Origin of the sequence: Sulfitobacter noctilucae (assembly GCF_000622365.1) — a bacterium.
Classification (GTDB): Bacteria; Pseudomonadota; Alphaproteobacteria; order Rhodobacterales; family Rhodobacteraceae; genus Sulfitobacter; species Sulfitobacter noctilucae.
In genome coordinates this window covers 222966-236782 of record NZ_JASC01000003.1, presented here as the reverse complement: position 1 = coordinate 236782, position 13817 = coordinate 222966, and the positions used below count along the sequence as shown (strand labels likewise).

Below are 13817 nucleotides of genomic sequence, written 5' to 3'. Positions count from 1 at the left end.
ATACCCGACACACCAGCAACAGCAAGGACCGACCCATGACCATCAAACTACATTGCTTCGGCGAATCCGGCCATTCCTACAAGGCCGCATTGGCGTTGGAACTTTCCGGGCTGGACTGGGAACCGGTCAAGATCGACTTTTTCAACGGCGCGGGCCGTACTGCTGAATTCAAGAGCAACTTGAATATCATGGGCGAAGCGCCGGTGATGATCGACGGCGACGTAAAACTCACGCAGTCCGGTATCATTCAAGACTACGTCTCCGAGAAGTCCGGCAAGCATGGCGGCCGGAACGCCGAGGAACGTCGCGAGATTCTGCGCTGGGTGCTCTGGGACAACCACAAGCTCAGCTCCATGGCGGGCGTTACGCGGTTCCTGATGAATTTCCTGCCCGAAGACAAACAACCCAAAGAGGTCATCGGCTTTCATCTGGCCCGCCTCAAAGGCACCTACGCTGTGCTGGACGACCACCTCGCGGGACGGAACTGGATTGTCGGGGACAGCCTGACAAACGCCGATATGACCTGCTGCGGCTACCTTTATTACCCTGAACCTTTTGGTTTCGACCGAAGCGAATGGCCCAACATCGACGCGTGGCTCACGCGTCTGTCCGACACACCGGGCTGGAAAGCCCCCTATGATTTGATGCCCGGCAGCCCCGCTGACCGCGCCTGAACAACCCTTCCAAAGGAGATCCTCCATGACCGAAGCCTATATCTATGACGCAATCCGCACCCCACGTGGCAAAGGCCGCAAGGATGGTGCGCTGCACGAAGTGACTGCCCTGCGTTTGTCGTCGCAAACCCTGAACGCTTTGAAAGACCGCAACAACCTCGAAGGTCATGCCGTCGAGGACGTGATCTGGGGCAACGTCACACAAGTGATGGAACAGGGCGGCTGTCTGGCCCGTTCCGCTGTTCTCGCCTCTGATCTGGATGAGCGTATTCCCGGACTTGCCATCAACCGCTTTTGTGCCTCGGGCATGGAAGCCGTCAATCTGGCCGCCAACCAGGTAAAAGGTGGTGCCGGCAAAGCCTACATCGCCGGTGGCGTCGAGATGATGGGCCGCGTGGCAATGGGTAGCGATGGGGCCGCGATTGCGGTCGATCCGACCCTCGCGATGGAGCAGTATTTTGTACCGCAAGGCATCTCCGCCGACATCATCGCCACCGAATACGGCTACAGCCGCGACGATGCGGACCAGCTTGCTGTCGCCTCTCAACAGCGCGCACAAAAGGCATGGGACGAGGGCCGGTTCAAAAGCTCCGTCATCACCATCCGCGACCAGAATGGGCTGAGCATTCTGGATCACGACGAATACATGCGCCCGCAGACCGACATGCAGTCGCTGGGTGCGCTCAATCCTGCTTTCCAGCAGATGGGCGAGGTCATGCCCGGCTTTGATGCCGTAGCGCGGCTGAAGTATCCGCATCTCGAAAAGATCAATCACATCCACCACGCGGGCAACTCGTCCGGTATCGTGGACGGTGCCGCCGCTGTGCTGATCGGCAACAAGGAGTTTGGCGAAGAGCATGGCCTGAAGCCGCGTGCCCGCATCCGTGCAACCACCAAGATCGGCACAGACCCGACCATCATGCTGACCGGTCCCGTGCCTGCGACCAATAAAATCCTCGCCGATAACGGTATGGATATTGGTGACATTGATCTCTTTGAGGTCAATGAAGCCTTTGCCGCAGTCGTGATGCTGTTCATGGACAAATTCGGCGTCGATCATGACAAGGTGAACGTGAACGGTGGCTCCATCGCGATGGGCCACCCCCTGGGTGCCACGGGCGCGATGATCATCGGCACACTGCTGGACGAACTTGAGCGGCAGGACAAAGAGGTCGGCCTTGCAACGCTCTGCATTGCGTCCGGCATGGGGGCAGCCACGATCATCGAACGGATGTAAGCGCGGACAGCATGAGCCAGTCTTCGAACAGCACCGATCCCGCAGCGCTCGCGGTGTATCAGCGTCATCTTGATACGCTGACCCGCGCGTTGTTGGCCGGGCGGTTCGAGGATTTTGCCCAGAACCTGCGTTTCCCGCATGAAGTTGTCACCATGTCCAACCGTTTCATCGCCAAGACTGCCGAGGATGCCAAACAGATGTTCCACGACTTCCGCACCTGTCTGACGGCCGAAGGCATCACGGATCTGGTAAGGATTGCACAAGACGCGCGGTTCGTCGGCGACGATGAAATCACAGGCTCCCACATCAGCCACCGCATGCGGGGTGCCAACCGGGTGATAGAACCCTACCAAAATCAACTCCGCCTGGTGCGGGGTACAGACAAAATATGGCGCGAAGCAAGCTGCCTGAACATGGTCGCGAACAAAGCAGGTGCTTTTGGCATCCTCGTGCACGTGGACAGGCAGCCGCCCGTGTCTGATCTTAAAATTCAGTCGGAAAGGAACCCGATATGACCGATTTCACTATGAAAACAGACGCCGATGGCGTTGCCATCATCACATGGGACGTCGAAGGCAAATCCATGAATGTGATGTCCATTGACGGACTTTCGCAACTGGACGCCCACATTGACGCAGCTTTGGCTGATGACGCTGTTAAAGGCATCGTGATCACCTCTGGCAAGGAAGGCTCTTTTGCCGGTGGCATGGACTTGAACCTGCTGGCAAAAATGCGCGAAGACGCAGGCGATGATCCGGCAAAGGGCCTATTTGAGGGCACGATGCGCATGCATACCCTGCTGCGCAAGATCGAACGCGCCGGCATGGACTCCAAGACCAACAAAGGCGGCAAGCCGATCGCAGCCGCCCTGCCCGGCACTGCCGCTGGCATCGGCCTTGAGCTGCCTCTGGCCACGCACCGCATCTTTTGCGCAGACAATCCCAAGGCCCGCATCGGCCTGCCCGAAATTCTCGTCGGTATCTTTCCCGGCGCCGGTGGCACAACGCGCCTGAGCTTCAAACTGGGTGCAATGGCGGCCTCACCGCTGCTGCTTGAAGGCAAAATGCTCGCCCCTGCCGCCGCTGTCAAAGCTGGCACCATTGACGAAGTGGTGGCCGACCCGGTTGCTGCTGCAAAGGAATGGGTGCTGAATGCCAAAGACGCCGATCTGGTCAAACCATGGGACGCCAAGGGATACAAAATGCCCGGCGGTGCCCCCTACCATCCTGCCGGTTTCATGACCTTCGTCGGGGCCAACGCCATGATTAACGGCAAGACCAAAGGAGCATTTCCTGCTGCCAAAGCCCTGCTCTCGGCAGTCTACGAAGGGGCACTGGTGCCTTTCGACACGGCCCTGAAGATCGAGGCCCGTTGGTTCACCTCCGTGCTGATGAACCCCTCGTCTTCTGCCATGATCCGTTCGCTGTTCCTGAACAAGGAAGCGCTGGAAAAAGGCGCGGTGCGCCCTCAAGGCATTCCGGATCAACGGGTCAAGAAACTGGGCGTGTTGGGGGCCGGCATGATGGGTGCGGGCATTGCACTGGTATCGGTGCAAGCAGGCATCGAAGTGGTGCTGATCGACCGTGATCAGGCCGCCGCCGATAAGGGCAAAGCCTATGCCGAGGCCTATTTCGACAAGGGCATCGCCCGCAAGAAAGGCACCGTCGAGAAGAAAGAAGCCGCATTGGCGCTGATCAACGCGACCCCTGATCTGGACGCGCTCAAAGGATGTGATCTGATCATCGAAGCGGTGTTCGAAGACCCCAAAGTTAAGGCCGAAATGACCCAAAAGGTCGAAGCGGTGATCCCCGAGGATTGCATCTTTGCCTCGAACACCTCGACCCTGCCGATCACCGAGCTCGCCAAGGCCTCCAGCCGTCAGGAGCAATATATCGGCATCCACTTCTTCAGCCCTGTGGAACGCATGGCGTTGGTTGAGATCATCAAAGGCAAGGCAACCGGCGACCGTGCGGTTGCCAAGGCGCTCGACTATGTGCGCCAGATCCGCAAGACACCGATCGTGGTCAATGACGCGCGTTTCTTCTACGCGAACCGTTGTATCATCCCCTACGGCGGCGAAGCAAACCGCATGATCACCGAAGGTGTGGCCCCGTGGTACATCGACCAGGCCGCACAGATGCTGGGCTTCCCCGTGGGTCCGGTGCAGCTGGGCGATGAAACCTCTGTCGATCTGGCGACCAAGATCATGCGGGCGACCAAGGCTGCAATGGGCAACGCCTATCCAAGCTCCGAGGCCGACAACCTGATTGTCTGGCTGGAAGAACAGGGCCGTCTGGGCCGCAAAACCAAGGCAGGCTATTTCGACTATGACGAAAAGGGCAAGCGTCTGGGCTACTGGAAAGGCATGCACGACAAATATCCATTAGCCGAAGTACAGCCCGAGCTGCAGGACGTTCAGGACCGTTTGATGTTCGTGCAGGTGCTGGAAGCTGTGCGTGCGCTGGAAGAAGGCGTGTTGATGGACATCCGCGAGGGCGACGTCGGCGCGATCCTCGGCTGGGGCTTTGCGCCTTGGTCCGGCGGTCCGTTCTCATGGCTCGACATGATTGGCACGCCCTATGCTGCTGAACGCTGTGACCAGCTTGAAGCGCAATTCGGTGAGCGTTTCAAATGCCCTGACCTGCTGCGCGAAATGGCGGCCAAGAACCAAAGCTTCTATGACCGTTTCGGCGGCGAGGCGCAGGCCGCCTAAGCAACACGCTGACACAACTGCAGAACGATCAAAGGGGCACTTCGGTGCCCCTTTTTTTGTGAGAGCTATGCCCCGCGCCCGTTGTTGCGGCGATCTACATGTGGTCGAACCGCGCCAGCCACGCATTCTGGGTCTTCGCCAGCAGATCAGGTGCGTAAAGCACGTCCTCCGGCCCGTAGGCCGGAACATGCGGGATACGCCCTTCGAACTGCAACCGGGCAGGCTCCAGAGCGCGGGCAAGTTCACCGTAATGCGGGATGCCAATGCCTTGTGTGGTGTCCCCCCCCTGCGGCGATGGGCCAGCCTGTATCAGCAGCCCGCCGTCTGCGAAGTCTTTGGTATGAAACCCATCGAGTGACAGCGCCCCCCTGACCTCATCCGCGCCGCCGCAAAGGTCCAGCAAATCAGCATGCACCGCTGTCAGCCAGTTCACAGCACTCATCCGGAATCTGGTGCCTGCGGCCATATCCAGCGCCTGCCCGACCAACAGGCCGGGGTGCGTGTTCAGCAGCGGATAAAGCAGGTGCTGCCGGTCTTGCAACACCGCCGCCGACAAGGGCGTGGCAAGGCACAGCCCCCCCACAGCCGATAACGGCCGCAGGATTTCGCACAGACTTGCAAAAAGCTGTTGGAGGAAACTTGGCTGGTTCATCTCCTCAATCGTCGGCAGCGGGATATTGACTTGAAAGGTCTCGGCCATGTCATATTCGGCATAGGCCTCCTGCTCATGCGCACGCTCGTAGAAATAGCTGACCATCTGGGTCGGTGGTGCCTTGCCATCCCGCCGCCCGGTCCAAAGCTTAAAATTGAAAGCGCCGGTCTTGCTTTGAGCGTCATTGGCGACAAAATCGTCATGCAAAGTTCCAAGGTCCGGCGGTGGTGTCGTCTTGACTGGTGTGGGCCGAAACGGCTCTTGCGCGGTCCAAAAATCGTAGCAGTCGGTCCCGAAGACCTCTCGCACCCGCGCTTCGGCCCGCACCAGACGCGCGGGGATTGAACCGTCGCCCTGCGCCGACAGAAAAAACATCATCGCAAAGCATACACGTCCACCGACGTAGGTGGTTTTGCCGACGGGCACCGGGATTTCGATGGCGTTCAGGATGTCAAATGGGTTCAGCTCGGGGTCTGTCACGTTAGAAACCTCCTCCAAAGATTGTCTGCCATCTTTGCGTGGCCACAGTGGCAGCGGCGCGCTGGCGCGCCAGTGTCCAGCCAGTCGCGGCGAAGGCCCGACCGAAAGCCGCCGCAGTGCCAGCGCCCAAAGCAATTTCACCCGCAGGCCCATCAAGCGGCACAATCGCCATAATGGCGGTCCCTATTGCCGCCACGGTGCCAAGGGCCCCCCACCCGATCCGCGATAGCAGCGAGCGGTCATTCTCTGTTACATCCTGCGCCGCAGTTACCAGCGCAACCTGCCCCCGGGTTTCATCATCATCGGCGCAATCGCATTCTTCGACGTTCAATTCCAGCGGGGGCATGCCCCCAATTCGTTGATAATTTGCACGTTGTTCGTCGCTGAAGGAGTCGCCCGGAAATTTGAACTCGACGACACGCGTTATATTGGTCTGAACGGGCGGCGATTCGGGATCCCGGACAATGATAACGTCAGGACGCCGGGCATCGCCTGTCTGATAGGGTGTCCCGTCCTGTCCGATCCGGTTCTTGATATGCTCAATACCGCCTCGTGTCCAATCAATCGCGTCTGTTGTATCGTTCCCGAAGATTGACCTTTCCATCAGCGGCGTTGGAGGATTCGTGCGCATGTTATAGCTGACCTCCGGTTTGAACCGACTGTCGTTTCCCATGAACTGCTCCGCGGCTGAAAGGGTGCGGTCGGCACACGTCTGATACTGGTTTCTGTTGGTCTGACTGACAGCAGGTCTTCTGTTGCAACAACACAATACCGCGCACAACATCCGTTTGTCAGCGGCGGCCAAGGCCCGGTTGCGCACTTCACCTGACGCTCCCCGGCATATCCTGGCCAAATTGTCATCGAAGTCCGCAAGATCACAAAACCGTCCCGCATCCGTGAGTTCCTGGTAGGCGGCCAGACCTGGCCCAAGCGCGGTCTCACATTCACTCATTCCGAATCCCTTCTGGCAACAGACCCTTTTTCCGAAACGTAGGTCCAATAGTGTATCGGCTGGCTGTCGATAAAGGCCTGCATGATGTCCTGGTCGGCCTCGGTATAATTCTCAATAAACCGACGAAAAGACGCCACATCGCACATGCTTCCCTTGGCATGTAGGCAGGCCACAACATATTGAACGATGTCCTTTTTAGACCAGAACCCAACGGCAAGCGCTTCGCTGTGAAAGGCCATCGCCTGTTCGCGGGTCTGGGGCGTTTTGCACCGGCCCATCTGCGTGAGAATGTTCAGGGTAAACTCGGGGTTCTCCGCGTGCCAACGTCGCGCGCTGTAACGCATCTGAGACGCAGAAAGAACGATCCGGCTGGTTTGAGGTTTCTCAAGCGCCATTTGCGGTGCTTGCCGAAGACGGACATTCGTCACAGTGGCCATCTACCCCCGCTCGCGTCAAAGACGTTCAAATACTTTGGAATTCAGCTTAATCTATCAAATGCTACCGTCAACGTGTCATGTCGGGGTGCAGGAGGCACAAAAAAGGGGCCGTGCCTCTCACACGACCCCTCTCCACTATGGGGAATAGCTTGCTGTGCCGCCCTGCCCCCGGGCGACACGAAAGATCACATCAGCAGTGCACCGCTGCCTGACCGTCAACCCAGCCACCAGTGGCCAGCATCTGGTCTTCGACCGCAAGACATTCCGCCAGAAACGCCGCGTCCTGCGTGGACAGCACGTCATAGGCCGCCGGATCGGCATTCAGGAACGCATCCAGCGTCATAGTGGATTTCGGGCAGTGGATCAGCGCGCCGCCTTCGGCGTAGATCACTTCTTCATTCTCGAAATAGATCGCGATCAGTTCGACCTTTTCGGCTGGTGCTGCACGGTGGATGCCGCGCACGCCGTCCAGCACATGGGCGGGCACGATTGCGAAAGGATCGCCAAAGGTCTCTGCGGCGGCATCGCTTTCCACGATCACACCTTGATCGGCCAAAAGCGTCAGAGGCTCGCGGTTGTCCAAAGCGCCCACGGGCACGATCACCGGCCAGTTGGCAGGGTTTGTGTCAGGCGCATCCAGCCAGAAAGTCTGGCGGCGGATCTCGACGATCTGCTGCATGCCGTTGTCGAAAGTCAGTACTGCATCACCCACCGCCAACGCCTCAATCGCGCGCCAGCCCAGATTGGACGCCAGCTTGGTGCCGGCCATCAGGCCGTGTGTCTGTGCGCTCAGGCCACCATCATAGGCACCTGTCATTTCCGCTGTGCGCTGTGGCATCGCGGCCGTTTTTGTCTTCCATCCAAACATATCTACCATCCCCATGGTGATGCGCCGTGGCAGGGCGCTGTTGCATTAACTGAAACCAATTGGAGCGATTCTCTTGTTCGAGAGTGGCCGTGAAAGCGGCGCAAATGGGGCATTGGTATCGCTTCGGGCAACAGTTCTGCGGGTTTCGACAGAATTAGGTCCGGCGCAGCGGGTAATTGGGTGTCCGCAACAAATCACGCGCAAAGGGAAACTAGATAAAACTGTACCCGAATCGCGCGATATCCTCGGCGCAGCAATCAGCCACGATCTCGCGCAGCGCGCTTGAATAATAATCCCGAAAGTTCTCTGACCGGGCAGATCGGTTTTCGCGTGGCAGTTGCAGGTCGAACCCCAGATGCGCGATCAGGGGTTCGGCGTCTTGAGCGAAATGCTCGAGCCGGATGTAGCTGGAACTTCGCTCGGTGCCGTTGAGATCAGCCATATAGCGGGACGCAGGCCAGTTGCGTTGAGCGGCCTGGATTGCCGGATCGCGCAGGAAGGCCTCAAAACTGGTACGCCGGGCCAACACGACCGCCGGATGGTCAAAGCTCTGCTCCTTGAGCCAATGGTAGTAGCTGACCATCCGGTCCCACGGGTTGCGCACCAGCGTAAAGGTGAACATCTGCGCGATCTCTTCCACACTCACCAGTCCGTTAATGTCTGCCAATGTGGAATGTTTCCACAACCGCCCCGATGTCTGGATGCCCTTCACTCTATTTCGACGATTGCGTGCCTTGGGCGTATCGCCCAGCATAATGTCATCCTTCATCGCACGGTCTTCCAGCGCCAGCGCCAGCGAGGTGCCCCCGGTCTTGGGGATGTGCACAAAGATATAGGACCGCCCCTTGCTGATGATCACGGCGACACCTTTGGCATGCGGCCCGAGGCGATGGGCTGATCCGAGCGGATAGCAATCCCCGCCCCTGCCGCTGCAATCAACCCCATGCCTGCCAGCCCGAGCGGCGGCACGCCTTGCCCCCACAGCACCCAAGCCCAGAAGCTGGCAAAAACCAGAAGCGAATATTCAAACACGGCGACACGGCTTGCCTCCCCCATCTGGTAGCCGCGAAAGATTAGCGCGATGCCGATGAGCGAGCCGACCGCCTGAACCGCGAACCAGAACAGCATTGCCGCATCAAGCGGCCCCCAGGACCGCAGCACAAAGCCTGAATGCCCGGCTGGCGCATCGCCCGAGACCACAAAAACCCCTATCAGACCAAAGACACCCAGCATGCCGAAAAATCCGGCGGTAAGGGTCAGCGTGCTTTCTCCTTCGCACCAGGTACGGGTCGCCACAGCGCCGATGGCATACAGAAGCCCGGCGAGGATTGGCAGAAACGCCACCGGATCAAGCGCTGCGGGATCGGGCCGGATCACCATCAGCGCCCCGATGAACCCTGCGACAACCGCGCCCCAGCGAAATGGCCCTACGCGCTGGCGCTGCACCAGCACCGTGATCAGCACCACAAACAACGGAGCCGTGAACAGCCCCGCAACCACAACCCCGATGGGCAGGACCGACAGACAGCCGAAATAGATCAGCATCGCACCCGCCTGAAACAGGCTGCGCCCTGCCACTGCAATTGGTCTGCGGGCACGGAAACTGCCGTAGCCCAGCAGAACAACACAGCCCAGAACCACAAACGCCATGACAGAGCGGACCAAATGGAACTGCCACAACGATCCGCGCTCGGAAATGTAGGGAACAAAATTATCCGTCAGCCCCAGCGTGAACATCCCCGCCAGCACAGATGCCGCGGCCAGACCGGGTTTGATGCTGTCATTGTCCACTCTGTAGCCCTTTAAAACGATAATCACTCTTTCAATGTCACGATCCCGCCGCAATACTCAACCGCCAGAGCGACGCGCAATGACGGAGGAAGCGACATGGGGTGGATGAGCGACGAAACCGGCTTGGATAAATGTGCGGCAAATCATGTACCCCTGACCCCGCTGTCGCATCTGCGCCGCGCCGCATCCGTGTTTGCCAATCGTCCTGCCGTGATCTATGGCGATCACCGCGTGAACTACGCCGACTATTATGCCCGCTGCACCCGCCTTGCCGCTGCTCTTGCCGCTATGGGCGTCAAACCCGGCGATGTGGTCGCGACGCTTTTGCCGAACACACCTGCGCAGGCCGAAGCGCATTTCGGCGTGCCAGCCTGTGGTGCGGTGCTGAACACCATCAACACACGGCTCGATGTGGGCACCGTCAGCTATATCTTCGATCACGGCGGAGCCAAGGTGGTACTGGTCGATAGCGAATTTGTAGACTTGGTCGAAACCGCCTGCGCAAAGATGGAGGGGCAACCGCCAGAGATCATCGAAGTGGCGGACCCAGAGCTGCCCGCCAAGGGCCGTCATCCGCTTTACGAAGACGTGCTGGCAGGCGCGGATGCGGCGTTCGACTGGATCATGCCGCAAGACGAATGGGAAAGCCTTGCGCTTAACTACACTTCAGGCACCACAGGCAGGCCCAAAGGTGTCGTCTATCACCATCGGGGCGCTTACCTGATGACGATGGGCACGGTAATCAGCTGGCGCATGGTGCTGCATCCAGTGTTCATGCAGATCGTACCGCTGTTTCACTGCAATGGCTGGAACCACACATGGATGATGCCGCTGATCGGCGGCACGCTGGTGTGCTGTCGCGATATTACAGCGGCTAATATCTATGACGCCATTGCGGACGAAGGGGTGACCCATTTCGGAGGTGCGCCTATCGTGCTGAACACGATCGTGAACGCCCCCGATGCCGAACGCCGCAGCTTTGACCACACCGTTGAGGTGTTCACCGCCGGTGCGCCGCCCGCCCCCGCCACCCTCTCCAAAATCGAACAGCTGGGATTTAACGTGACCCAAGTCTACGGGCTGACCGAGACCTACGGCCATGTCACCGAATGTCTGTGGCGACCGGAAGATTGGGACCAGCTTGATCAAGCCGCCCGCGCCGCAGTCAAAGCGCGTCAGGGTGTGGCGATGCCGATGATGGATCACATCACCGTCACCGATCCCAAGATGGGTCAGACCCCGATGGATGGCAAAACCCAGGGCGAGATCATGATCCGCGGCAATTCTGTGATGAAAGGGTATTTCAAGAACCCTAAGGCCACAGCAGAGGCGTTTGCAGGCGGCTATTTCCACTCCGGCGATCTGGCGGTGCAGCATCCCGACGGCTACATCCAGATCGCTGACCGCGCCAAGGACATCATTATTTCGGGCGGGGAAAACATCTCCAGCGTCGAAGTCGAGGGCGTGTTGATGGGCCATCCGGATGTGAACCTTGCCGCCGTGGTGGCCAAACCCGATGATAAATGGGGCGAGGTTCCCTGCGCTTTTGTCGAGTTGAAAGCAGGCACCAGCGGGGACGAGGCGGCCATGATCGCCTTTGCCCGTGAAACGCTTGCCGGGTTCAAGGCCCCAAAACGCGTGGTGTTTCAGGAGTTGCCCAAAACCTCGACCGGGAAAATCCAGAAGTTCGAGTTGCGCAAAACGGCTGCTGACCTTTAGCCGCGCAAGTCTTTCTCGAACCGCCAGACAGAAACATCGCATGTCCCCTGCGCGGTCTCCGTGGGATAGATCTGCACCGGGCCTTTGAGCCAACCGGCCTTGGCATAGAACGCCGCTGCCCTGTCATTGCCGATAGAACAGGCCAGCCAGGCCCGCCGCCCGGCCAAAGCTGTCTCGGCCGCCGCCATCATGCGGGCAGCAACGCCCTGCCCTTGAGATGCAGCAGCGACATAGAACTGATAAAGCTCATCGCCCTCCACCATGAAAAAGCCCATCAGTCCATCCGCCCCCCGCGCTACATACGTCTGGCTTAACCGTTCGGCACTGCGGGCTGCAAATTCCTCCGGTACACGACAGGCCACGAGGGCGGCTGGTACGACCGCCGCATGACCCTGATGCCAGCCCGCGTGCCACAGTGCGGCAATAGCCGGAATATCTGCCGCGCGCGCGGGTTCAATCTGCATTCGCTTGTTCCTTCCCTGCGCCCATGCCCATTGCCGCCGGGCCTATGGCTGTTAAAGTATGCGAAAAGAGGAAAGCAGACCAAGACCCCGATGACCGCCCTGACCAAATATGCACGGCTGGAGGCCACGGCCCTCTGGCGGGCCAGCCCGGATGAGCAGCGGCGCGAGGTCATCGTCTCGATCGGGGACGCGACGCTGATGATCATCGACCTTAAAAGCCAGCCGGTCACCCATTGGTCACTGGCGGCCGTGGAGCGGGCCAATCCGGGCACGCGCCCGGCCATATTCCATCCCGATGGCGACCCCGGTGAAACGCTCGAATTTGCAGAAGCCGAGGCCGAAATGATCGAGGCCATCGAAACGCTGCGCAAAGCCATCGAAAAATCGCGCCCCCGCCCCGGTCGCCTGCGCTGGGCCGGTATGCTGGTTTCCTCGCTTGTGGTGCTCTGGCTTGCGATTTTCTGGCTACCGGGCGCATTGCTGGATCATACGCTGACTGTCGTGCCACAAGTGAAACGCACCGCTATGGGCGCGGCTCTTTTGACACGGATCGAACGTGTATCGGGCCCTGCCTGTACTGATGCCGGGGGGCAGGCCGCCTTGGCGCTGCTTACCGCACGCCTGCGGGCTGGACGGGTCATTGTTACCCCCGCGATGCCCCGCGACAGCCTGCACCTGCCCGGTAATATCATCGTGCTGAACCGCAGCGTGATCGAGGATTTTGAAGAACCGGATATTGCAGCGGGATATATTGTCTCCGAACAGGCGCGACGCGACAGCAATGACCCGCTGCGTGAATTGCTGCGCGTCACCGGCCTGCGCGAAAATTTCCGCCTGCTGACAACCGGTGATGTCTCTCCCGCCGCGCTCGATACATACGCAGAATACCTGATCACAAAGACCCCTGAAGACCCTGACATCGCCGCGCAAATTGCGCGGTTTGAACGTGCTTCCCTGCGCAGCACGCCCTATGCCTATGCCCGCGACATTACCGGCGAGACGACGATCAACCTGATTGAAGGCGATCCGATGAACGGAAAACTGACAGAACCGCTGATGTCGGACGCCAACTGGCTGCGCTTGCAAGCGATCTGTGGCGGCTGAGCGTGCTGGACACGGCTTTCCGCGCTCTGATGTCTCCTGTGCTGATGGCGCAGGCGATGCGGGTACGTCGAACCGCGCAAAGCCTGCCTGAAGCCGCAGGCCCGCGCGAAGGCACCTTCGGGGCCGGTCCTGTCTTGCGGCTGACAATCATCGGAGACAGTTCCGCCGCTGGTGTCGGCGTCGCCCGGCAGTCTGAGGCATTAAGCGGTCAATTGGTCAACATGCTGGGTACTGCGTTTACGGTGCAATGGCACCTTGATGCCCTGACGGGTGCCACCACCCGCAGCACGATTGCCCGCCTGCAGCTGGCGCAATCGCGCCCCGGCGACGTGGTGATTACCGCACTTGGCGTGAATGATGTGACCCGCCTGATCCCCGCAGCAACATGGGTGCGCCAGCAAAACACCCTGTTTGACCGGGTGCAGCACCTTTATCAGCCAAGGCAAATCTACGTCACCGGCATGGCCCCGCTGGGCAGGTTTCCCTTGCTACCTGATCCTCTGCGCTGGACCTTGGGGCGACACGCTGACCGCCTTGAACGGCAACGCGAAAAACTGATCGCTACGCGCAACGACTGCACGCTTGTGCCGTTCAACACAACGCTTGATTCCGGCCTGATGGCAACGGACGGCTTTCATCCCGGTCCAAATCTCTATGCCCTCTGGGCAAAAGAAATGGCCAGCCGGATCATCTCCGACTGGCCAAAGCTGAGGTGAAAAGAGCTGT

Annotated in this window: 14 protein-coding genes; 7 read left to right on the top strand and 7 right to left on the bottom strand. The window is 59.4% G+C overall.

Features of this window, described 5'->3' with window-relative positions:
* Positions 1–35: 35 nt before the first annotated feature.
* Genes Z945_RS0103550 through Z945_RS0103535 form a run of 4 tightly spaced genes read left to right on the top strand, consistent with a single transcriptional unit; the run spans position 36 to position 4624 of the window.
* Positions 36–674, top strand: coding sequence for a glutathione S-transferase family protein (locus tag Z945_RS0103550; protein ID WP_025050745.1), 639 nt, complete (start codon positions 36–38; stop codon positions 672–674).
* A gap of 25 nt (positions 675–699) precedes the next feature.
* Complete coding sequence (locus tag Z945_RS0103545; RefSeq protein ID WP_025050744.1) at positions 700–1911, top strand: acetyl-CoA C-acetyltransferase; 1212 nt, start codon at positions 700–702, stop codon at positions 1909–1911.
* An 11-nt stretch (positions 1912–1922) separates the two neighbouring features.
* On the top strand, positions 1923–2426 hold the full coding sequence (locus Z945_RS0103540) for a hypothetical protein (RefSeq protein ID WP_025050743.1): 504 nt from the start codon (positions 1923–1925) through the stop codon (positions 2424–2426).
* Positions 2423–4624, top strand: a complete 2202-nt coding sequence (locus tag Z945_RS0103535) for a 3-hydroxyacyl-CoA dehydrogenase NAD-binding domain-containing protein (RefSeq protein WP_025050742.1) — start codon at positions 2423–2425, stop codon at positions 4622–4624. Before Z945_RS0103540 ends, Z945_RS0103535 begins: the two co-directional genes overlap by 4 nt.
* 94 nt (positions 4625–4718) lie before the next feature.
* Here Z945_RS0103535 and Z945_RS0103530 read toward each other — a convergent pair whose 3' ends face one another.
* The 6 genes from Z945_RS0103530 to Z945_RS0103505 form a co-directional block, all read right to left on the bottom strand.
* Positions 4719–5756, bottom strand: coding sequence for a type VI immunity family protein (locus Z945_RS0103530; protein WP_025050741.1), 1038 nt, complete (start codon positions 5754–5756; stop codon positions 4719–4721).
* 1 nt (position 5757) lies between these two features.
* Positions 5758–6429: a VRR-NUC domain-containing protein gene (locus Z945_RS19970; RefSeq protein ID WP_161634070.1), complete on the bottom strand. Its 672-nt coding sequence runs from the start codon at positions 6427–6429 to the stop codon at positions 5758–5760.
* Positions 6430–6704: 275 nt separating this feature from the next.
* Positions 6705–7103, bottom strand: coding sequence for a hypothetical protein (locus tag Z945_RS0103520; RefSeq protein WP_025050739.1), 399 nt, complete (start codon positions 7101–7103; stop codon positions 6705–6707).
* 232 nt (positions 7104–7335) lie between these two features.
* Positions 7336–8013: a Hint domain-containing protein gene (locus Z945_RS19965; RefSeq protein WP_161634069.1), complete on the bottom strand. Its 678-nt coding sequence runs from the start codon at positions 8011–8013 to the stop codon at positions 7336–7338.
* A 211-nt stretch (positions 8014–8224) separates the two neighbouring features.
* Positions 8225–8872: a sulfotransferase family 2 domain-containing protein gene (locus tag Z945_RS0103510; RefSeq protein WP_025050737.1), complete on the bottom strand. Its 648-nt coding sequence runs from the start codon at positions 8870–8872 to the stop codon at positions 8225–8227.
* On the bottom strand, positions 8869–9804 hold the full coding sequence (locus Z945_RS0103505) for a DMT family transporter (protein WP_025050736.1): 936 nt from the start codon (positions 9802–9804) through the stop codon (positions 8869–8871). Before Z945_RS0103505 ends, Z945_RS0103510 begins: the two co-directional genes overlap by 4 nt.
* Before the next feature lie 96 nt (positions 9805–9900).
* On the opposite strand from Z945_RS0103505, the gene Z945_RS0103500 reads away from it, so the two are divergent.
* The gene (locus Z945_RS0103500; protein WP_025050735.1) at positions 9901–11523 is read left to right on the top strand and encodes an AMP-binding protein; all 1623 of its coding nucleotides are present in this window, start codon (positions 9901–9903) and stop codon (positions 11521–11523) included.
* Here the strand turns inward: Z945_RS0103500 and Z945_RS0103495 are convergent.
* Positions 11520–11987, bottom strand: a complete 468-nt coding sequence (locus Z945_RS0103495; RefSeq protein ID WP_025050734.1) for a GNAT family N-acetyltransferase — start codon at positions 11985–11987, stop codon at positions 11520–11522. The two genes, Z945_RS0103500 and Z945_RS0103495, sit on opposite strands and share 4 nt — an antisense overlap.
* A 90-nt stretch (positions 11988–12077) precedes the next feature.
* On the opposite strand from Z945_RS0103495, the gene Z945_RS0103490 reads away from it, so the two are divergent.
* Both Z945_RS0103490 and Z945_RS0103485 read left to right on the top strand, forming a co-directional pair.
* A complete protein-coding gene (locus Z945_RS0103490) occupies positions 12078–13091 on the top strand; it encodes a hypothetical protein (RefSeq protein WP_025050733.1) in 1014 nt (337 codons plus the stop codon).
* 2 nt (positions 13092–13093) lie between these two features.
* The gene (locus Z945_RS0103485) at positions 13094–13807 is read left to right on the top strand and encodes an SGNH/GDSL hydrolase family protein (RefSeq protein WP_052862593.1); all 714 of its coding nucleotides are present in this window, start codon (positions 13094–13096) and stop codon (positions 13805–13807) included.
* The last annotated feature ends 10 nt before the right edge of the window (positions 13808–13817 follow it).